Annotated in this window: 15 protein-coding genes; 7 read left to right on the top strand and 8 right to left on the bottom strand. The window is 46.4% G+C overall.

What is annotated here, in order from left to right:
- Positions 1–191: 191 nt before the first annotated feature.
- The 4 genes from R7Q47_RS00995 (at position 192) to R7Q47_RS00980 (ending at position 3,893) form a co-directional block, all read left to right on the top strand.
- Positions 192–1,199: a LacI family DNA-binding transcriptional regulator gene (locus tag R7Q47_RS00995; protein ID WP_005374731.1), complete on the top strand. Its 1,008-nt coding sequence runs from the start codon at positions 192–194 to the stop codon at positions 1,197–1,199.
- A gap of 146 nt (positions 1,200–1,345) precedes the next feature.
- Positions 1,346–1,990 (top strand): recombinase family protein, encoded by a 645-nt coding sequence (locus R7Q47_RS00990; RefSeq protein WP_137282973.1) that lies wholly within the window; start codon positions 1,346–1,348, stop codon positions 1,988–1,990.
- Complete coding sequence (locus R7Q47_RS00985) at positions 1,987–3,171, top strand: multidrug effflux MFS transporter (RefSeq protein ID WP_137282972.1); 1,185 nt, start codon at positions 1,987–1,989, stop codon at positions 3,169–3,171. The genes R7Q47_RS00990 and R7Q47_RS00985 overlap by 4 nt, the downstream gene beginning before the upstream one ends.
- 77 nt (positions 3,172–3,248) lie before the next feature.
- On the top strand, positions 3,249–3,893 hold the full coding sequence (locus R7Q47_RS00980; protein WP_137282971.1) for an START domain-containing protein: 645 nt from the start codon (positions 3,249–3,251) through the stop codon (positions 3,891–3,893).
- Between the two features lie 80 nt (positions 3,894–3,973).
- On the opposite strand, the gene R7Q47_RS00975 is transcribed toward R7Q47_RS00980, so the two are convergent.
- Entirely contained in the window at positions 3,974–5,728 is a 1,755-nt protein-coding gene (locus R7Q47_RS00975; protein WP_196297851.1) for a hypothetical protein, read from the bottom strand.
- Between the two features lie 427 nt (positions 5,729–6,155).
- On the opposite strand from R7Q47_RS00975, the gene R7Q47_RS00970 reads away from it, so the two are divergent.
- A complete protein-coding gene (locus R7Q47_RS00970) occupies positions 6,156–7,109 on the top strand; it encodes a M23 family metallopeptidase (protein WP_053307982.1) in 954 nt (317 codons plus the stop codon).
- Entirely contained in the window at positions 7,013–7,465 is a 453-nt protein-coding gene (locus R7Q47_RS00965) for a polymer-forming cytoskeletal protein (protein ID WP_080773744.1), read from the top strand. The genes R7Q47_RS00970 and R7Q47_RS00965 overlap by 97 nt, the downstream gene beginning before the upstream one ends.
- A gap of 88 nt (positions 7,466–7,553) precedes the next feature.
- On the opposite strand, the gene R7Q47_RS00960 is transcribed toward R7Q47_RS00965, so the two are convergent.
- A complete protein-coding gene (locus tag R7Q47_RS00960) occupies positions 7,554–10,304 on the bottom strand; it encodes a M16 family metallopeptidase (RefSeq protein ID WP_248486100.1) in 2,751 nt (916 codons plus the stop codon).
- A gap of 364 nt (positions 10,305–10,668) precedes the next feature.
- On the opposite strand from R7Q47_RS00960, the gene R7Q47_RS00955 reads away from it, so the two are divergent.
- Positions 10,669–12,555 carry a methyl-accepting chemotaxis protein gene (locus R7Q47_RS00955; protein ID WP_005383451.1) on the top strand — a complete coding sequence of 629 codons (1,887 nt, stop codon included), beginning with the start codon at positions 10,669–10,671 and terminating at the stop codon, positions 12,553–12,555.
- A gap of 117 nt (positions 12,556–12,672) precedes the next feature.
- Here the strand turns inward: R7Q47_RS00955 and fecE are convergent, their stop codons facing one another.
- From fecE to R7Q47_RS00925, 6 genes are all read right to left on the bottom strand, one after another.
- The gene (gene fecE / locus R7Q47_RS00950; protein WP_064354988.1) at positions 12,673–13,437 is read right to left on the bottom strand and encodes a Fe(3+) dicitrate ABC transporter ATP-binding protein FecE; all 765 of its coding nucleotides are present in this window, start codon (positions 13,435–13,437) and stop codon (positions 12,673–12,675) included.
- A gap of 2 nt (positions 13,438–13,439) precedes the next feature.
- Positions 13,440–14,411: a FecCD family ABC transporter permease gene (locus tag R7Q47_RS00945; RefSeq protein ID WP_213867930.1), complete on the bottom strand. Its 972-nt coding sequence runs from the start codon at positions 14,409–14,411 to the stop codon at positions 13,440–13,442.
- Complete coding sequence (locus R7Q47_RS00940) at positions 14,408–15,367, bottom strand: FecCD family ABC transporter permease (RefSeq protein WP_318103839.1); 960 nt, start codon at positions 15,365–15,367, stop codon at positions 14,408–14,410. The genes R7Q47_RS00945 and R7Q47_RS00940 overlap by 4 nt, the downstream gene beginning before the upstream one ends.
- Positions 15,368–15,441: 74 nt before the next feature.
- Positions 15,442–16,365 carry a Fe(3+) dicitrate ABC transporter substrate-binding protein FecB gene (locus R7Q47_RS00935; protein ID WP_169628466.1) on the bottom strand — a complete coding sequence of 308 codons (924 nt, stop codon included), beginning with the start codon at positions 16,363–16,365 and terminating at the stop codon, positions 15,442–15,444.
- A gap of 101 nt (positions 16,366–16,466) precedes the next feature.
- Positions 16,467–18,605 (bottom strand): TonB-dependent receptor family protein, encoded by a 2,139-nt coding sequence (gene pvuA, locus R7Q47_RS00930; RefSeq protein ID WP_206953106.1) that lies wholly within the window; start codon positions 18,603–18,605, stop codon positions 16,467–16,469.
- Between the two features lie 120 nt (positions 18,606–18,725).
- On the bottom strand, positions 18,726–20,762 hold the full coding sequence (locus R7Q47_RS00925) for a TonB-dependent siderophore receptor (RefSeq protein WP_318088529.1): 2,037 nt from the start codon (positions 20,760–20,762) through the stop codon (positions 18,726–18,728).
- Positions 20,763–20,783 lie beyond the last annotated feature (21 nt).

Here is a 20,783-nt window from a genome sequence, read left to right as displayed (position 1 = left end):
CAACAAACGGACAGTATCTACGCACTAAATCTAGTGCTAGCTCAAAGCAAACCAAATGGGTTAACCCACATTTTGCTTTTTAACACTCCAAAGCCATTATTCTACTTAGGATACCCCGTCAGAACATTTATGAATACGTACCTATTTATGCTAGTCTTATGACCTCAATTACTGGCAACTAAGTTTTATTCATGAAATCAATTAAACACGTAGTCACATCAAAAGATGTGGCAAAGATGGCAGGCGTCTCTCAATCTACTGTATCGCGCGTGTTTGTTCCGGGTAGCTCAGTATCCGAAAAGACCAAGCAAAAAGTCTTTGAAGCGGCTAAAGCCCTTAACTACCGCCCTAACGCCTTTGCACGTAGCCTGACCACAAACGAATCGAAATTGATAGGTTTGGTGTTTCCTGATGCGGATTACCCTATCCATATGAAAACACTGCAATTAATTTCCAGTGAGTTACAGAAAAAAGGTTATTCTGCCGTATTGATTCCATGGCAAGTGGATGAAGAAGAGGGCCACTCAATCCCAAATATCTTCCAGTATCGCGTCGATGGTGTCATTGCTGCTTCCGCAACCTTCAATAAGTCCCTTTATGAAGAATGTGAAGAGTTTAATATCCCAATTGTTCAATACGCACGAGTTGTTGAAGGTACTAGGAGTAGCTACGTTATCAGTGACAACTACGAAGCAGGCCAACAAGCTGCGCAACTTCTGCACAAAAGTGGCGTGAAGAACGCGGTTTATTTGACGGGAGAAGTGCCAACCTTTACGAATGACGAACGTCAAAGCGGCTTCTGCTCTGAATTTGAAGACCTAACCGGCAAGACGCCACGCATCATTGAAGCCAGCTATGACTACGCGAGCTCACTTGATAAAGTCCGTGCCATACTGGCAGACAAAAATCGGCCTGAAGCGGTGTTCTGTGCAACCGATAACCTTGCGATGGCGGTCATGGATATCGCTCGTATAGAATGCGGGTTGAGCATTCCTCAGGACTTACAAGTCATTGGCTTTGATAATATTCCTCAGACAGAATGGTTAAGCTATCAATTAACCACATTCCGCCAGGATTTCCGTCGCCTCGCTCGCGAATGCGTGAAGATCATTGTTGATCAAATTAATACAAAAAACGGAAGCCTAGTAAAAATGATGGTGCCAGTGAAGTTAATCGAGCGACAGACAACAAAAGCTTAAATAGCTATAGCCAGCCATTCGGTTGGCTTTTTTATGTGCCTCTGACTCCCAAACGGCTCATTTAGTGTTGTAAGCATTAATGAACCCATGTATATTTATGAGCTATTACACTATATGAACCAAAAGAAAAGAGGCTCATAATCCTTATGACCACGTATCTTTACACTCGTTATTCGCCAAAAAATCGAGCTTACCAAGAGCACCTTAATACTCTAAAAGCTTTTGCGCCCGAAGCTCAGCATTTTGAGGATAAGGTTCGTGGTTGCATGCCTCCAACCGAGAGAGAGGCATTCTTACACCTGCTCGATTCCGTCAGAGCTGGGGATACGATTGTGCTCTGGTGGCTGACCGCATTTGGTCGCGACTTTAGTCAAGCATTGAACACAATAAAAATGCTACTCGATAAAGGGGTAACATTGAAAACCGTATGTGAATCAATAACTTTTGAGCCAGGTTCTGTTCAAACTCAAACACTACTCACAGTGTTATCTGGATATGGGAAAGTGCAGACTGAACATCGCCTGTTTGCCGCAGAGCAAGGGCGACAGGCCATTAAAGAGCAGCCAGAATTATGGAAACAGAAGTTTCGCGGCCGCCCCGCAAACAAAACCAAACACCAACAGATCGCAACGTTACTGCTAGAAGGCTACACATTGCAAAACGTAGCAGAGCAATGCGAAGTCAGTCTATCCACTGTGAAGCGGGTCAAAGCAAAGCTAAATGGAGTGGATGACGAAGGCGGCTTAAGCTCACGACGCCAAAAAGGTTGTTTGAATGGAGACCAGTCATGAGTCGCCCAATCAACTTTCATACTATAATACTAGCCTGTCTTATTATTAGCGTTGGCCAGTTGAGCATGGGACTAGTCATGCCCTCTTTGCCATGGATAGCAAAAGACTTTTCCATCTCCCTCGACCAAGCTCAACTACTTGTGAGTATTTATTTGCTCGGCTTTGGCCCCTCTCAATTTATCTACGGGCCAGTGTCAGATGCTTTAGGACGAAAAAGAGTATTACTTACCGGTTTACTCATCGCGATGTCTGGTCTGCTGATGATTATTTTCTTCAGTGACACATTTACAGGGATGGTGATGGGGCGCTTTTTACAAGGGTTAGGTACAGGATGCTGCGCGGTACTCGCGAGGGCGTCGACTCGAGATAGATTTAGCGGGGATGAACTCCCAGTGGCAATGTCTTACATCGCTATGGCGGCTTCAATCACGCCACTTATTGCACCTGTGATTGGCGGCTTTATCAACTTCCACTTCGGTTGGAGTATGGTGTTTATTTCTCTGTTAGGCTATGTCTCGCTGGCCTGGGTAATCATCGCCTTTAAGTTCACAGAAACCATCACAAAACGTTCTGTCATTCCGTCACCCCGAAAAATGTTACTCCAATACAAGAGCTTACTTACGTCTCGTTACTTTATGAGTTTCGCCAGTATCAGTTGGTTAAACTTCAGCTTAATGATTACGACAGTCTCTGTGATGCCATTTATCATGCAAGATCAAATTGGCATGACCTCCGCTCAATACGCGATGTGGGCGCTCATTCCCGCTTTGGGTATGTTATGTGGTACCACGATTTGTAACCGAGTAAGGCCAATTATTGGCAATAAAAAAATGCTGCTTTGCACCCCATTTCTTCACCTTACTGCCGCAATATGGCTATTTTTCTGTCCCGTTGAGCCTCTATTTCTGATGCTAGGACAGCTATTAATGATCTTGGGTAATGGTATTGCCCTACCTTGTGCACAAGCGATGGTAATGCAACCTTATAAAAAGCAAGCAGGTGCCGCAGCGGCAATGTCTGGTGGTGGACAAATGGTCGTCTCCTCATTGGTCAGCTTAACTCTGGTACAGCTTGGATTGAGTCAAGCATGGCATCTAGCGATCGTTATCGTAATATTTGCATCGCTTACCTTCACCAACATTCAACGTGGCTTCAGTGCAGAGCAACCTTCAGAACGATAACAAAAAACATACGATTGTCCTTATAGTTACGACAAATCGTATAAACTTAAATTTAGGAAAAGTTGGCGGATACTAACATGATGTTGCATTTAAGAATTGGCGCCTTAACACTCGCCACATTGATATCCGCTGGTACTGATGCGAGCGCCAACGAGAACTGGCAGTTCGAGAGTGACAAGAATGGAATCACAATTTACTCCCGAGAACATAGTGACGGTTTAGTTGAGATCCGTGCCCGGATGTTCACACCCACCAGCTATGGTGCATTTTTAACGCTACTGGAAGACAGTGACAATATCCCGAACTGGATTGACAATGCCAGTCATAGCCGGGTTTTAAATCAAATATCGGCCACCGAGAACATCGTTTACACCCAGTTTAAAGCGCCATGGCCTGCCAAAAATCGGGATATGGTCACCTACTCAAAGTACTGGGTCGATGAGCTGGGATTCACGATAGAAATCAAAAGCGCACCTGACTCATATCTTGCTGAACAAAATGGTTATGTTCGAATTCGCTCGGTTGATGCGACTTGGGAGTTACAAAAACTCACAAACGATACAACACTCGTGGAATACAAGGCGTTTGCTGATCCCGGAGGTCTATTGCCAAACTGGCTGATCAACAAACTTTCAAAAGAAAGTGCATGGGCGACATTTAGTAACTTAAGAAAAGAGTTACCTGAATATCAGCAATACTCTCATCCTCAAATAGATGAGTAAGCGTCGCTCTTCCCACTCGCTTTTTAATGCGGTACATAATAACAAAAGGCGGCATATGCCGCCTTTTTCTACTCAATGTGTTACTGTTGTGCAACCGTTACAGGTTTAGTTGCACCACGGTAATCAAACTCAAAACCAATACCTTGGTCTGTCACGTCCATCGTCATACCACCAACAAGCTCGCCTTGTAAGCTTTTGACAACATCATCCGGAACCGGCTCCCCAGTGATTGACGACGCACTCTCTAACACTTCCAAAATACGCTCTGAATCAAAATCAAAGCTGAACAAGCCATTTGGAGAAAGTGATTGCGCCATCACTTCTTTGCTTGCTTCCGCAGCACTATCACCACTGTAAAGGGTGAAATGGTTTTCGTTTAGACGAGCAAACACGTCCACCTTCATGCCAGTATGCATTTCTAATAGGTCACTGACATTAACAGGTTGGTTATCCGGTTGAATTTGCAATTGAGCAAGTTCAGGAACGAACATTTGCGCAGTTTGAATAAGCATCATTGGATCATTGGCAGAAAGAGACAACATACCATCTAGCTGGCTAAATACTTCACCATGCTGAGCATTAGTATCTACTTTGATATCAAACATTTGTAGGCTTAAGCCTTTGAGGCCGTTAACCATGCCTGACCCCATGCTTACAGCAGCTGCTGGATTCTGGCCGCCCATCTCTTGCTGCATTTGTGTCAATAAAGAGCATTGATATTGAGGCTGGGTCAAGTCAGCCCAAATCTGACCAATCGATGGCGCTAGCGTATTAATGTCTAAACCAAGCGCCATACTAAAGAAACTCTTATCACTTTTAGACTCTGCCAATACACCACGAATCGACTTGAGCGCATCTAGAATCACTTTATTGTTGGACTCAACAACAAAAGAACCTTTAATGAACGCCTGATCGCCTTTCATCTTGTATTCTGCAAACGCGACGGACTGAGGCCAGTTTTCTGCAACTTGAGTAAGCTCAGTATGGCAGGCTGGTGAACGCATTTCCTCAATAGTTGGTTCAGGATCTATTGCATCCAACGTGCTAATTTGACGAGCAAACATATTGCCATCTTTCGTCGTCAAACCTTTAATCACTTCGCGATGATCAAAGTAACCAAAAGAGTTGTTGTTTTCACCGTATTTGGCTTGCAACGCCTCAAGACGTCCACTCTCAGCAATATTTTGACTTGGTGCTTCAAGCCCTAATGCCATTTTAATCGGGTTTTGAACGCCCAGTTGCGGAACATCAACCGTTAACGTAAGCACGTTATCAACCACGGCTACAACCAAGCCAATACCGTCCTGCGGGTCAATTGAATCAGTCATCTCGTAACGACGATACTCGACTTCACCAAGCTTAACCAACTCATGCTTAGCGCCGCTCATCTGCTCTTCATGATCCAGTGTTTTCCATAACGCGGCAGGGTCTTCAATATCCACTTTGTACACCGGTACCATACCAATTGTGTACAACACAGGATTAATGTTTTCCCCGGTGCCCAAATAAGCTTTTAATGTTTCTGGCGACGCAGCACTCTCTAGGTATCCATCGAATAAGTTAACTGCAAACTGCTGTTGTGGAGACAGTGGTTCATCGGCAAAAAGTTCTGCAATCGAGCCTTGGTTCGCCGTACCGAATGCGTTCATGTATTTATAATGGTTAAAAGGTTCTGTCTGATACGTCACCATAAGTGAATCTGCAGGAACTTGCGTTAACAGTGAGCCTGCATCACTTGCGGTAGTATTGTTTTGGTACAGGTAGCCAGCGCCCCCTGCAGCTGCGACCACTGCTGTAGCCAATAGTAGTTTTTTCACGACCAACTCCGTTGTCATAGTTATGTGTTCCTAACCGAAATGTAACGCTTAGGTTTAAAGCCAATGAATAGTGCTTTATATCAACCGCTATCATAAACAAGTTATCGATGTAATGAATGTCGGTTTGATAAATTATCCAACATTTATAAGGCAAACCGTGAAGTAAGTTGAATTGCGTGCGGATGCTATTGGCAATATTCACAATCCAATTTCTCGGATAACCGCCTTAAAAATCATAATATTCAGTTAAATGAAGCGATTTGGAGTAATTACGACCAAAATCAGCAGAATATTAAATCTTTATTGAGTCTTTTATCTAATATCTGAAAACGCCTCACGACCTGACACTTCTTTCCAATTTGCCTCTGGCAGTCCCTACTCGTTTTCCTTACATTCCTACTAACTCAGTGACGAGACGTATACCAAATACGAGCAATAGAAGACGATGAAAGACCAGTTGACGATCTCTATATCAACTATCAATGGCTCAAGACATTGGTACTTCAGTAAAAGGATGCAACGCAACATAAAAACGTTTTTCGTTTTTTTTGTTGTTGCTCTGGCCGCGACCGTAATCTTAATTCATCACTTGTACACTCGCGTTGATAATGCAGCGTTAAAACAAGCTGAATTGACAGAACATTCACGCACCATGGGTGAAGAGCTCAGCACACTGAAAACACTTAAATCAGAGCTAGAAAATGACCTTTCAGAACGGGAAGAACGGGTACAACTTGTTTCGGAACGTTTGGGTGAATTAGAGAAAGTGCTTGGGGTTGGAGAACATACCTCGACAAATAACTTGGATGCTAGGCTCGATGCGGCGGCGATAACCTCAAACGTTCGCATGGTGTTATTAAACCAAATACCAAGTGGCTCTCCAGTCGGCAAGGTACGGCTATCTTCCGGATTCGGTAAGCGTATCCATCCGGTGACAAAAGTTGCCAAGATGCATCGTGGGCTCGATTTTGCCGTAAATATCGGCACCAAAATTTATGCCCCTGCCGATGGGGTAGTGGAAGTCACCCGCCGCAGTAATAAAGGCTCTGGTAACTTCCTCAGGCTGCAACATTCTTTCGGTTTTTCGAGTTCTTATTCGCACTTGAAAGCGTTCAAAGTAAAAAGTGGTCAGTTCGTCAAAAAAGGGCAGCTGATTGCAATTTCCGGCAACAGTGGGCTCTCTTCTGGCCCTCACCTGCATTACGAGGTGCGATTTGTTGGGCGAGCACTGAATCCGAAACCATTTGTCGATTGGAGCCTTAATGATTTCGAAGACATTTTTACTAAGGAGCGAAGAATACGATGGGAATCTTTAATCAAAACAGTGGAACAACGAGTAGCTCAGCAGCTTCAACTCTCATCGCCAAAGGCTGTTCTCTTAGCGGAGAACTCAAAGTAGAAAACGATGTCCAGATTGATGGCATCGTCGATGGTCAAATTAACGTGGAAGGCACTCTCGTTGTCGCAGAAAGTGGGCGAGTAAACGGTGAAATCTATGCTAAACAACTGATCATTAATGGCATGATGGACGGAAACTGCCACGCAGAGCACATTCAAGTACTTGCCAAGGGACGCGTAAGCGGTAGGATCTGGAGCAATAACCTCAGCATTGAACCTGGTGGCAAATTCTTTGGTGAAGCAGCCGAATTACCTGAAAAGGAAGTGGTAACGTTAAAGGGTAAGGCTCAAGACAGTGCGATCACAAAAGAAAACAACACCAACAATGAAAAGCGACTTGCGCGTAAATCAGCATAAAACGCTTTGATTAAAGTGCTTAAAAAAGACGGCTTTCACGCCGTCTTTTTTATTACTATTGCCACGATTTTCGTCAGAAACTACGTGATTATTCGGCCGGATTTAAAACCATCACCGAGCGTTTTGCTTGTGGACCAAAAGCTGATTTTGCATGCGCTTTCACTTCATCTAACGTCACACTTTTAGCCACTTTCTCAACGTCAAGTAACACATCGACGCCGTAATCATGCACCAAATAACGAGTATATGCCCATGATCTCTGTGCTGGGTTGTCATCCAATCCTTGCATCGCGACTGCCAGTTGTTTCGCGGCCGTATCCACTTCTTTTTGGGTAATATTTGACGCTAAATCATCAAACACTTTGCCCAGTTTACTCTCTAAAAGTGCCACGTCTTCGGGCTCAACTTGAGACTCCAAGAGCCAATCAGAGATGGGTTCGCGATCTTGTGTCATGGTGTAAATGCTCGGGCTGTAATCAAGGCTAGACTCTTCTCGCACAATATCCAAAACACGTGCATTACTAATACGTTGCAAAATATCTTCGATAACCGTGTCTCTTGCCGTACGTTGGTAATCGCTCGTATTAGTCAAACGCATTACATACAACGATGAAGGTTCATGCCCATCCGCAACCACAGTTCGCTCCGGCACTTCCGGGTTAAACGCAACGTGATAATCAATCGAACGACTCGGTTTCATTTCGATAGAGGCCACATACTTACGCAAAAGTGGTGTAATTTCTTCCGGCTCTACGTTTGCAACAATAACCATCTTAAAGCCATCATTGGTTTTGAAAAGTTGCTCATGCACCGCTAGTATCTGCTCGGAAGTCACTTGTTCAACATCATCACTGGACACTATACGATGACGACTCCCCGGCAAATAAGAATTGCCGTTTGCTTTTTGAATCAGTTTTCCCATCGGTGATTCAAAAAAAGCGCCGCTCTGCTGTTTAAACTCTTGCTTCGCTGCCGCCATCTGGCGCTCGTCGACTTTAATCTCCGTCGCTAGGTTGTATAGTCCATTCAAAGCATCGGTTAGGTGCGTATTTGGCGCCGTAATTTGCGCTCCGTGACTGGTCGCATCAAGCATCGCGCCAAGCGCAATGTTGTTTTTGCGTAAGTAGCTATCTAGCTCTGAACCAGAAAATGCCCCTAACCCACTGCGTATTGCCGTTGTTGCTGCGATTTCATAAGCGGCATACAACGTCGGATCAACAGCGGCTTTACCACCTTGGCTCGCATAGTAAATATACGCTCGACCACCCGCTTTAGTATCTTTTTGGAACCACACTTCGACACCGTTTGATAGCGTATAGACTTGAAAACCACCCGCTTCCTGACGCATGCTCGTGATGCTGCCTTCCTGGGTAGGCTTTAAGAATCCATCCACTTTGTCATACATCTCTAGCGGTTTTTCGCCAGTTTGAAGATAGGCACTGTTTAGAGCGGCAAATACACCGTTGAACTGCTCTGACGTTTCGCTTTTCCCCAAACCAATAAAAAAGCTTGGCTGCTGAGATAATAAAGCCGTCAATTGTGTGTTAATGCTCTCTAAATTCTCGTTGTTGATGAATTCTGCCAAACTCTGGGCATAATTCTCTTTTGATTGGCTGACACTGTCTTGTCCAATTTGAAAAACACGTGCTTCTGCGTAACTGTTTGGCTTACGCTGACTCCAATCTGAATCAATATTTGCAAGTTCACCTTGCCAATTTGACATAACGCTATCTAACTCGGATTGAGTCGCACCATAATCTCTCAACGACGCTAAGGTACGAATGAAAGTCTGGTGCATTTGTTCGCGGCGATCTGGTGCAAACGAAATCCCTGCCGACATCATACGCTGATAGTTAGAGTAATAGGGCTCAGCATAAGCGTATTGAAAAGGTTCAGCGGCATCACTGAGTACACGGATCAAACGCTGTTGAATGAGTTGTGTTGCGACTTCATCACGCCACACTTCATGTTGTTGCTCAATCGTCGTGCCGCCACTTAGACCACGCTCAATCACTAAATGAAGACTTGGTGATTCCATCGTGTTACTTGGCAAGATTCTGTTTTCGTTGTTCACTCGAATATCACGGCGCTTCTCTATTACCGTATCCGAGGTACTTTCCCAGTTCGAGAACTTGCTTTTGATAATCTTGGACAGTGAATCTACGTCGATATTACCAGTCACAATCAACTCGGCATTTTGTGGCTGGTACCATTTGTCGTAAAACGCCTTTAACTTACTTGAGGAAGCATTTTGAATCGCTTCGCGAGTACCAATTGGGTCATGCTCACCATATATAGTGCCTTCAATCGAGGCTTGGTAAGCATGCATAGAAAAGGACTTATCATCCGGATTAGCACGTCGCCATTCACCGAGAATCACCCCTTTTTCTTTCTCTACTTGCTCAGGAGCAAACTCAAGCCCGTTACCGATATCTCTCATCCACTTCAGGGCATCTTCTAGCTTCGTATTATTCGCAAGGTCAAGTTGGTAAGACGTTTGCTGATAACTGGTAAAAGCGTTGATATCAGCGCCAAAGCTACCACCAGATTGCTCGAAAAGTTTGACAACGTCGTTACCGGTAAAATGCTCACTACCATTAAACGCCATATGCTCAACAAAGTGAGCGTAACCCTTTTGAGAGGATGTTTCTTGGAATGAGCCGATATTCATCACCAAACGGACCGAGACTTCTTGGTCTTCTGTTGGATAAAGATGGTATTTCATACCGTTCGATAACTGGTCCACGTGCCAGTTGGCGTCAGGTTGAATCGGCGTCGACTGTTGTATCAGAGCACACCCTGACACTAATAACGCGGGGACTAACAATATACTGCGCATAACGATTGCCCATAACAATGATTAAGCTAATCAATATATATCCGGTGCTATAACCTTCACATTTTTAATGGATTATCAAATACGCAAATGTGATAAAGATCACCATTTATTGAAATGAATTCTCATTTACAAAAATCGACAAATCCTTACTTTACAAATACATAAATAATATCGTCCCAAATCCTTTTGCTTATTTGATGTAAAACTCAAATTCGCGACATGGAGTCAGTATTTATTTTGAGCAATAAAATATAATTATTGAACAGATTCGAATCTGACTTTCTGCTGCATATTCAACAGCGCAGAGAGCACTGATGAGAATAAAAACACAACAACTATTATTCAAAGATCTATTATTCGCTTTATGTTCAAAAATCTATCATTAAAAAACAAACTGGCAATCTCTGCCAGTGCCGCCATCATTCTAGGGGGAGTGCTGGTAGAGGGGCTGTCTTTTCGAGATTCATTAAATAGGCTCGATGTCGAAGTCGCACAGCGACTAGAAAGCACTAGCGCATCTTACAATCAATACGTAAAGGACTGGCTACTCTCTAAAGAGCGCGCACTGACTTCACTCTCTTCTGATTCAGAGAAACGTTCTCTGGTTACACATTTGAAACAAGTCCGAGACTCTGGCGCGTTCGATAACGTTTTCCTCGCTTACCCGGACGGGTCACAAGACAACGCTAATGGGGTGGTTTTGCCACCAGGTAATAACGATCCTCGCAAGTGGGGCTGGTACACCAACGCCATTGCCAATCCATCGAAAGTCTTTATGGATAATCCGACCGTTGCTGCTGCAACTGGTGCGAATGTGGTGTCGCTCGGTAAAGCCCTGCAATTGCATGGTCAAACCGTCGTTCTGGGTGCTGACGTAGAGATCGGTGATATCCTGAACAGCCTCAACCAAGTGATCCTACCGGGTGAAGGTTATATGTTTATTGCCAATGAACAGGGCAATATTTTCACTCATAACAACGGTAAACTGCTGAATCAACCGGTTAGCAAGCTAGGCCTCAACAACAACGACATTACGTCAGCCGCACGTTCAGGTACAGAACGTCGCGTCTCTATTAACGGCATCGAATATGTGATTTACGCGCGCCACATAGAGGGTACCAAACTCACAACGGTCACAGTGTTAGATCAAAACTCGTTGGTTGCCCCACTTTACGATGCAGTTTGGGATCAAATCATCGCAACCACTATCGTCGTCGTTATCTGTGTGGCTTTGTTTAACCTGCTATGTAACATCTTGTTCCGTCCGCTCTACAATGTTTCGAATGCGCTTGCGCAAATCGCCAACGGTAGCGGCGATCTGACTCAACGCATCAAAGTAGAAAACCGTGACGAAGTTGGTGAACTGGCTGAAAACTTCAACCAGTTTGTTGAAAGTTTACAGCAGCTTATTGGTCATATTCGTCACCAAGCGGAAGAACTAAGCCAGCAATCAGAACTGAGCACGACTCGCGCGAATCAGTCGGTTTCTGATCTGAACCATCAGCAACAAGAAATCACTATGGTGGCGACCGCTGTGACCGAAATGGCATCGGCAACGCAAGAGATTGCCGCACATGCAGAGCAGACGGCTAAAGCCGCTCAAGACTCTTCAGCAAGCACACAAAATGGTCATGAGTTGGTGATCAACTCCAAATCGTCCATCAATAATTTGTCTTCTGAAGTCAACCAAGCGAGCGTTGTCATCGGTGAGCTCAACCAGCACGCGCAAGACATCTCAACCGTGCTATCAACGATTCGAGACATCGCAGAGCAAACCAACTTACTGGCTCTGAATGCGGCGATTGAAGCGGCGCGTGCAGGAGAGCAAGGTCGCGGTTTTGCCGTTGTTGCAGACGAGGTTCGCGTGCTATCACAACGCACACACACCTCAACCGAAGAGATTCGCTCGACGATCGAGACCTTGCAGCAAACCACACAACGCGCAGTGACCATCATGGATACAAGCTCTCAGCTCGCGCAAGGTTCGGTGGAAGATGCAGATCGCGCAGCACTGGCTCTGGATGAAATCAACGCGGCCGTTGCGCTGATCAGCGATATGGCAACGCAAATCGCGACCGCCGCCGAAGAGCAAACGCACGTAACCAATGAAATCACGCAAAATGTCACGTCCATTAAAGATGTGACCGATCACTTGGTAGTTGGTGCCGAAGAATCGATGAATCAATCTGCTGAGCTGAAATCGCAAGCTGAGGATCTCAACTCGAAAGTGGCGACGTTTAAACTGGCTTAAACGCCACATTAAGGACGCTCTTAAAAACAACAAACCCCGCTAGCAACTTTGTTACTAGCGGGGTTTGTTTTTATGGATCGACGTTTTTATTGCAGATAGCTTTCCAAAGACGTAAACCTACACCGCCACACACATCGGCGTGCCTGAGATTGGGTCATTAAATACTCTCGCTTGTAAATCAAACACCGATGACAACATGCCTTCTGTCATTACCTCTTGCGGTGTTCCCTGCGTGACTAACTGACCTTTTTCCAACACCACCAAATGATCGCAGTAACGGCACGCTTGGTTTAGATCGTGCAGCACTACGACCACTGTTTTGCCTTTGTCGTTCATCTGCCTCATGAGTTTCATCAGCTCAACTTGGTGAGAGAGATCCAAGTAAGTGGTTGGCTCATCAAGCATCACTACGTCGGTATCTTGCGCCATTACCATCGCAATCCACGCTCTTTGCCTTTGACCGCCAGACAACGATTCAACTGGCTTGTCAGCAAACTCAATCACGCCAGTATCTTGCATTGCTTGCTCGACCAAGGCTTTGTCTTGTTGACTTAACCTGCCCCAATGAGAGAGATAAGGCGAGCGGCCATATTCGACCAGTTTTCTGACGGTAATACCTTCAGGACTGACAAGAATCTGCGGCAGCAAAGACAACGAACGCGCCAAGCGTTTATCACCGTAGCTGCTTAGTGGTTTGTCGTTATACAACACTTGGCCAGAAGCAGGTTTATTGATGCGTACCAAGGTTTTTAATAGTGTCGATTTACCGCAACCATTTGGACCAACTAGTGCGGTAATTTTACCTTGAGGAATCGACAAAGAGAGATCTGGAATGATGGTCTGTTTGCCGTACGCGACGGATAAGTTCTGCGTTCGTAACATGCTTACCAACCTCTGTAACGATACAAAAGAAAAATGAAATATGGTGCGCCAATAACAGATGTTAGCACTCCCGCTGGTAGCTCAATTGGCGGCTGTAAGCCTCTCGCTAAACCATCGGCGCAAATCACCAACAAAGCGCCAAGGGTTGCAGCGGCTGGAATCAACAACTTGTGGTTGTGGCCAAACAGCAAACGCGCAAGATGCGGCGCAAGCAGGCCAACAAAGCTGATCGTGCCTGCCACAGACACACTGATGCTCGCCAATAGCACGGCAGCAATCAGCGCAAGAATTTGGATCTGTCTTGGTTTCGTGCCAAGTGTAGTGGCGCTTTCTTCTCCCAGCCCCATCACATCTAACCGCCAAGCCAGCCAAAACGCCAATGGCAGTAGCAGCAATAAAGCACTCCAAATAAACGGCACTTGTTGCCAGTTTCGTCCCCACAAACTGCCGGTTAGCCATACCATCGCCGTGTTGATTTCGATAGGGTGCACAATCAGAAGAAAATCGATACCGCTGGCTAAAAATGCGCTGACAGCAACACCAATCAGCGCCAAACGTGCTGGTGTTGGTTTCGACCAGTAAGCCAGCACAGCAATAAAGCCAGCAGCAAGCAAGCCTCCCGCCATGGCGACCATCGGCAACATTGCCACTGGCGCATTCGGATACAGCACCAAACAAGCGGTAGCCGCCAGTCCTGCTCCGGCGCTTATCCCCATTAAATCTGGTGAGGCAAGTGGATTACGGATGACGCCTTGAACTAAAACGCCTGACAGCCCCAACCCAGCGCCCACGCCAATGGCGAGCAACATTCTCGGTAATCGATATTGGTGAATCACAAAGTCCGAGTCAGAGAAAGAAAACAGCAATGCAAAAACCTGTTGAGCCGACATGTTCGCCGCGCCAACAAACAGCGTGAGAGAAGACACAATCAGCAACAATCCAACTAATGCAAACAGTTTGGTTTGATTCATCATGATGATTTCCTCATTGCAATCGCGATAAAGCAAGGTGTGCCCAACAGCGCGGTAATCACGCCCACTGGCGTTTCAGCCGGAAAAGCAATCGCTCGTGATAAAGCATCTGACCACGTCACTAATGCCGCGCCACACAAGGCGGAAACCGGAATGAGAATGTGATAGTTGTGACCAACAATCGGGCGTACCAAGTGCGGCACTAACAACCCGACAAAGCCAATTGGTCCAGCAATCGCTACGCTAGTTCCTGCCAACAGCACAACCGATAAACCACTGATAAATCGCGTAAGGCGAATGTTACCACCTAGCCCAACAGCAACTTCGTCCCCCAACGCGAGTAAATTTAAGTTTCGCGCTAAGCCCATGGCGAGCACCAAACCTAAAGTCGCAAAAGGCCACAGTTGCTGCCACTGCTCAGAATCTACCGCGGAGAGTGAACCCGTTAACCAATGCAACACGCTGTAAGCCATGTCATCCGCCAAAATTACCGACGCACGAGTTAACCCTATCAGCAGTGCACTGATGGCAATGCCCGCTAGCACTAAACGCAATGGGTGAGAACGCGCGGAGAAAAAACCGCCCAACAACATGACCGCACCACCACTTAGTAGCGCGCCGAGTACTGCGTTGATGATTGGGTTCAATTGACTAAAGAATGGTACGCCGATAGACGCCAAGGCCATAAAACAAGCCGCACCAGCATTAATGCCGAGAATGGATGGCGACGCCAAAGGGTTACGAGTTAATCCTTGCATCAGCACTCCAGATACCGCAAGCGAAGCGCCAATTAGTAACCCAGCATAGGTACGAGGCGCACGCAGCGTCTCGAGGATTTGATGCAGCATATTACCCTCATCAAACGCAAACCAATAGCTTGTCAGATCATTAACGCTCAAAGAAAAGTTGGACCAGCCAATCATTGAGGCTGCATAGCCTGAGAGCGTACACAACGCCATAGCACAGACAAACAAGCTCGCTTTCCAATGCGATTTGCTAACCGAAGACGCGCTTTCCGAGCTTATCGCCGCACTCATGAGCGCTCCAATAACGCTTCAAGATTGCGGGCAATTTCTTCCGCAGCCAACATGCCGCGATTTAACGACCACAGTTCAGGAGAGACCTCAACAAGTTGCTGTTTTTTCGCAGCTGTTAGCAGCTTAAATAATGGGTTTTTGCGCCACTCATCCACAATATTTGGTTGAGAGTAAAGTCCAACTAACAACCAATCAGGGTTGGTTTTTAGTAAAAGTTCGAAACTGGTTGGGATATACGCTTTTTGCTCAGATGGAGCCAGCGGGCTTTGGATGCCCAGCGTACTCAAAACGCCCCCAGCGTAAGAAACCGGGCTATGCAGCCACATCCCTTTGTCAGAAACCACACCAAACTGAATGGTTTCTTGTGTTGCAAAATGCTGTTTGAACTCCGCCATTGTCTGTTTGTGCTGCTCAATTCGTTGTGTCATTTTCGCTTGTTTGCCAATTGCCACGCCGATTTTGTGTGCGGATTCGAGATTTTCTTGATATGTCTCACCACGGCTTTTTAACAGCAAAGTTGGCGCAATTCGCTGCAAATCCTGATAAATCGCGCGATGACGTTCTGCATCAGCAATGATCAAATCAGGCTTGAGCACCGCAATCGCCTCTAAACTCGGTTGTGAACGCATGCCGACCGATCGCCAAGGTTCAATCTTAGCGCGAACAGCAGGGATAACTCGTGTGGCATCGTTGTCATCGGCGACGCCTACCGGTGAGACATCGACTGCCGCTAATGCATCGACAAACGAAAACTCTAAAACCACAATACGTTGAGGTATCGCTTCTAGCTCAAACGTGCCTTGCTCATCTTGCACGCTGCGCGCCTGAGAAAATGCGCTAAATGACATCAAAGCTGAGCTCAGTAGCATCAGCAAAACGGTTGAAAAGTGTTTGATCGTAAATTGTTTTTTATTTTTCATCTTGCTTTTTTCCAGTGCTAAGAGTTTTCCATTACCTAAGATCGGCAAAGTCGCCAAGGTAAATTGGCGACTTTTCTTTTCAAACTCGGTGAACGAAACGCTTAAAACTGATAGTTCAGATCCAGTGTGTAAGAGCGTCCCGGAGCTGGGTACCGACCAACTGGGCTTGTATCAATCCCGCGGAAGTAATACTCCTCGTCAAACAAGTTGTTCACCGCAACATTCATGCGTAACTTGCCTTTGTCGTCTTTGTATAAATCCGTCCCCAAGTTGAAATTCCACACCATGTAAGATGGTACTTTACCCGTTGCGCCAGTTGCATCTTCGGCACTGGTGTTGGCGTTATCGGTATACGAATCACTAAAGTAGAAGCCCGATAGCGTGGTGTCCATGCCGTAAAATGCGTAGGTTGCATCCCAACCAAGCTGATGCTTAGAGGTGTAAGGCAGTTGATTACCTTTATTCGTGCCTTCTTCTTCAAGCGTAGCGTCTAGATAGTTGTAGCTTGCGCCTAAACTCAGTGCAGGTAGTGCTTCAGGCACGTAACGAGCAGAAAGCTCTATGCCTTGGTGAAGTGTTTTTCCGATGTTATCGAAGGTCTGCGTTGAGCTTTGCCATTGCAATTGATCTTCAAAGTCGATGCGATAAAGTGCAGCGTTAAAGCTGGTCGCATCTTGGGTGTAACGCGCGCCGACTTCGTAGTTCCAAGCCAGTTCGCTACCTTCTTCACCCAAACCTCGGATGTAGGCAATTTGTGGCGCACGAAGTGATTTTTGCGCGTTCGCATACGTCACCCACTGTTCAGTTAAGTTGTATGCCACCGTCAAACCTGGCAACCATTCCGTCACGGTGTTGTCTGCCGTTTGTTTTTTACCACGATCGGTAAATGTCATTCGAACCGACTCAACACGCAACCCAGGCGTTACCTTCAATGTATCATTGAACAAACCAATTTCGTTGCTAACGTATCCAGCAAACGCGTCCGTATCTAAATGCCAATCACGCGGAACGCTGGTTGCACCACCAGCGATTGGAGTCTGAGTGAGTTTGTAGTCAATGTCTTCGTTAACATAACGGGTACCCACGATCCAGTTTTGAGTAACGGATTTACCTTCGCCAAAGTACATCGCCATTTTTGGCTCTATACCATACACGGTAAATTCACGTGGAGAGGTACGAACGTCCGTCGCTGGCAGAGCCGGATCCGCCCAATGGCCACCCGCGCTGTTAAAGCCCCACTTGAAAAGACGCTCTGACTTATGGCCAAACGTTAGCACTTCTAGCTCAGCACTGTCGGCAAATGGCAAATCGTGGATGTACTTAACACTCCAGCGTGTCGACTTACCTTCATAATCATCGTAAGGACGTTTCGATTGGTGACGATCTTGCTCGTAATCTTGTGGCGAAAGTGCACCAGGCATTTGCGTTTCAGCATCGTAACGTTGCAGGAATGCTTGAATCTCTTGAGTGTCACTCAATAGCCACTGTGCTTTAGCTTGAAAGTTCTTCACGTCCGTATCGGAATGTTCACGGAAGCTTTCACCTTTTAGGAAGTTACCTTCCAACTGCAGTGCAAATGTGTCGCTTAACCAGCCGCCCGTGCGTAGGTAAAAATCATTCAACGGCGCATCACCGCCATCAAACACGGTAAGGCGGTTACTGATTTCAGTTTGCCACGTGTGTGGAATCGGTTTGGTCACTAAGTTGATCACACCACCGACGTTGTTTGGGCCGTACTGTACTGCGGCACCACCGCGTACAATGTCAATACGATCAAGCATCGACAGTGTTGCTGGGAAGATAGACTGACCAGTGTGACCATATGGCGCAAGTGTTAGCGGTACACCATCCATCAAGAACTGAGCATGACCGCTACGGCTTGCTTTCAAACCACGTACGGAAATGTTAGGCAATACGCCCGTTCCGCTTTCATCCTGAACTTTAATACCCGGCACGCGCTGTAGCGCGTTATCAATCGAGCCTGCGGCGGTTTTCTCGATTTGATCGCGGGTAATGACGGTACGAGCACCTGGGTACTCTTTGACGTCTTCAATTTCAGATTTACCAATCACGCTACCAGTGACAACGACGGTTTCCATCGCGGTAGTTTGTTCTTTTTTAGCAGGAGCGGCAACCGCGCTCATGGATGTGGCAGAAGCGATTGCAATCGCAAGCACACTGTAAGTGGTAGACAAACCAGCACGTACACGCACTTTACCATCCAAATTCTGGTAAGACATTAAGATCTCCTTTGCGAGAAATTGAGCCTCGGGCAGAATACATCCCGTAGGCTCTCGGGGCTAAACATCCTCAATATGAGGAAAAAATCGGCTAACAGGCGCTAACTACGCACAAAAAGCCTAGAACTGATATCCGTAGCTGAGCATGAACTCGGCTGGTGCGCCGTAGCCAATCTGGTTTAAGCCAGACGTGCCGTTTGTTGCGCCAAGAATGTATTTCTCATCCAAAATGTTGTAAGCGTTCGCTTGGATTTTGTGACGACCAGTGGTGTACGCCGCCATCAAATCCACCGTTGTGTAATCGCCAAGTGCGACGGCTTCGTCGTTACCTGCGTAACGGTCGCCCACGTACTTCACACCACCGCCTAAACGCCAGTTGTCATCCAATTGGTAAGTGCTCCAAAGAGAGAACAAGTGGTCTGATACATCGTTAGGCTTTTTGCCTGTGGCTTTGTCTTCCGCATCTAAGTAGCTGTAACCCACAGAGATGTCCCACTGTTTGGTGATTTGACCGCGAGCCTCTAATTCAATACCTTGGTGACGCACTTCAATTTTATCGATCACATCGCCGTCCACTTTAGTTTGTGGTTGCTCTTGATCAATCTGGAACAGTGCCGCATTCAACATTAATGCGTTATCCAAAAGGTACGCTTTCGCACCCACCTCTTTTAAGTCGGTGTGGAAGAATTCCGCCAATTTTGGATTGATGTAGATACCAGCGTACGGTAACTGCCAAGAGCGCGCTAAACTGGCGTATACGGATGTGTCGGAATTGATGCGGTATACCAAACCAGCACGGTAGCTGACTTTGTCATCATCCAATTTTTCCTTATCTGAGCCCGCTTTTTGTTGTTCGAGTTCCATCGAGTCGTAACGCACGTTACCGATCAAAGAAAGGTCACCCCACGTATAGACGTCTTGCACATACAAACCTGTCGTGGTGGTGGTATTGTCACGAAATGGCTTAAAGCCCGGATCAGGCGTTGGACCAACGACTGGGTCGTAGATATTTTGCGGAGGAAGCGTTTTGTCACTTGCCAACGTTAGGTCGATATCGATCTGGTTGAAATCAGCACCCACCATCAATTGATTGTCCCTGGTTTCCCAAACCAACTCAGATTGTAAAGTGGTCGTAGTACGTGGATCGTAACCAAAGTTGTTGACGGTTTGAGACACTTCATTACCCGTCACTTTGCCCTGACGCGTGCCTTTTTGCTCAAGTTCGATATGGTTGAACGCCGCTCGGTTGTTCCATACCCATTGATCATTCAGACGCCATTCGTAATCCACCGCAATACGGAGACTGTCTGACTCCTGATAGTCGTTTGTGCCGCCAAAGTAAGTGCTTACTGGCAAATCAACTGGCTTGCCATTTTTTGATGGCACACCACGATACGGCACTAGTTCTTGATGGGCGTATTCCACGTCAATATCAATGGTGTGACCGTCCGCTGGTAACACACGAATGGTCGGTGCAATGAAGAAATCGTTTGAATCAACATGATCAACGTACGAGTCGGCTTGACGGTATTCCAAGTTAATACGCCCGTTGACCTTATCTGTAAACGCCATTGAGCTGTCGACCTGACCAACATACTGGTTGTTGCTGCCTACACTACCGTTTACGTGAGTAAAATTCTCACCGTTAGCGCGTTTCGTCACCAAGTTGATGATGCCCCCAGCCGAACCGCGGCCATACAAAGCACCCGCAGGGCCTTTCACAATTTCAACGCGTTCAACGTTCGCTAAGCTGCGGTAAGACTGCAACGTACCGTCATCTCGCAAGCCATCACGGTACATATCGTTGAGTGAATCAAAACCACGGATCATGAACTGATCGCGGCTGCCTTCGCCCAAGGTGTTATTGACCCCGGCTACCCCATCTAGCGCATCCACTAAACGCACCGCGCCTCGGTCTTGCATTTCTGTTTTCGTTACTACGGATACCGCTTGTGGCACATCAAGCCATTCCACATCGGTTTTGGTGCCTGATTGAGGCATGTGTTCAGCATAACCTTCGTACTGATGACCGAAGACTTGAATCGTTTCAGTTGCTGATGGGGTTGAGTTCGTCTCTTCTGAAGCCACTGCGCTTGGTGCTACTAATGAAGAACCAATCGCGACCGCCAAGGGGGTCAGGGTCAATAATTTATTCATTCCATAATTCCGTTTAGTTGT

The organism is Vibrio sp. Vb0349 (assembly GCF_033338975.1).
Note: the sequence above shows the minus strand (reverse complement) of the source record. Positions and strands in the feature narration are given on the sequence as shown.

What these genes read in the sequence shown, in the direction of transcription:
- R7Q47_RS00990 (WP_137282973.1), top strand. Translation starts at nt 1,346, where the DNA reads ATGACCACGTATCTTTACACTCGTTATTCGCCAAAAAATCGAGCTTAC.
- R7Q47_RS00985 (WP_137282972.1), top strand. Translation starts at nt 1,987, where the DNA reads ATGAGTCGCCCAATCAACTTTCATACTATAATACTAGCCTGTCTTATT.
- R7Q47_RS00970 (WP_053307982.1), top strand. Translation starts at nt 6,156, where the DNA reads ATGAAAGACCAGTTGACGATCTCTATATCAACTATCAATGGCTCAAGA.
- R7Q47_RS00925 (WP_318088529.1), bottom strand. Translation starts at nt 20,762, where the DNA reads ATGAATAAATTATTGACCCTGACCCCCTTGGCGGTCGCGATTGGTTCT.
- R7Q47_RS00940 (WP_318103839.1), bottom strand. Translation starts at nt 15,367, where the DNA reads ATGGCGTTGTGTACGCTCTCAGGCTATGCAGCCTCAATGATTGGCTGG.
- R7Q47_RS00960 (WP_248486100.1), bottom strand. Translation starts at nt 10,304, where the DNA reads ATGCGCAGTATATTGTTAGTCCCCGCGTTATTAGTGTCAGGGTGTGCT.
- R7Q47_RS00965 (WP_080773744.1), top strand. Translation starts at nt 7,013, where the DNA reads ATGGGAATCTTTAATCAAAACAGTGGAACAACGAGTAGCTCAGCAGCT.
- R7Q47_RS00935 (WP_169628466.1), bottom strand. Translation starts at nt 16,365, where the DNA reads ATGAAAAATAAAAAACAATTTACGATCAAACACTTTTCAACCGTTTTG.
- pvuA (WP_206953106.1), bottom strand. Translation starts at nt 18,605, where the DNA reads ATGTCTTACCAGAATTTGGATGGTAAAGTGCGTGTACGTGCTGGTTTG.
- R7Q47_RS00945 (WP_213867930.1), bottom strand. Translation starts at nt 14,411, where the DNA reads ATGATGAATCAAACCAAACTGTTTGCATTAGTTGGATTGTTGCTGATT.
- R7Q47_RS00975 (WP_196297851.1), bottom strand. Translation starts at nt 5,728, where the DNA reads ATGACAACGGAGTTGGTCGTGAAAAAACTACTATTGGCTACAGCAGTG.
- R7Q47_RS00980 (WP_137282971.1), top strand. Translation starts at nt 3,249, where the DNA reads ATGATGTTGCATTTAAGAATTGGCGCCTTAACACTCGCCACATTGATA.
- R7Q47_RS00955 (WP_005383451.1), top strand. Translation starts at nt 10,669, where the DNA reads ATGTTCAAAAATCTATCATTAAAAAACAAACTGGCAATCTCTGCCAGT.
- fecE (WP_064354988.1), bottom strand. Translation starts at nt 13,437, where the DNA reads ATGTTACGAACGCAGAACTTATCCGTCGCGTACGGCAAACAGACCATC.
- R7Q47_RS00995 (WP_005374731.1), top strand. Translation starts at nt 192, where the DNA reads ATGAAATCAATTAAACACGTAGTCACATCAAAAGATGTGGCAAAGATG.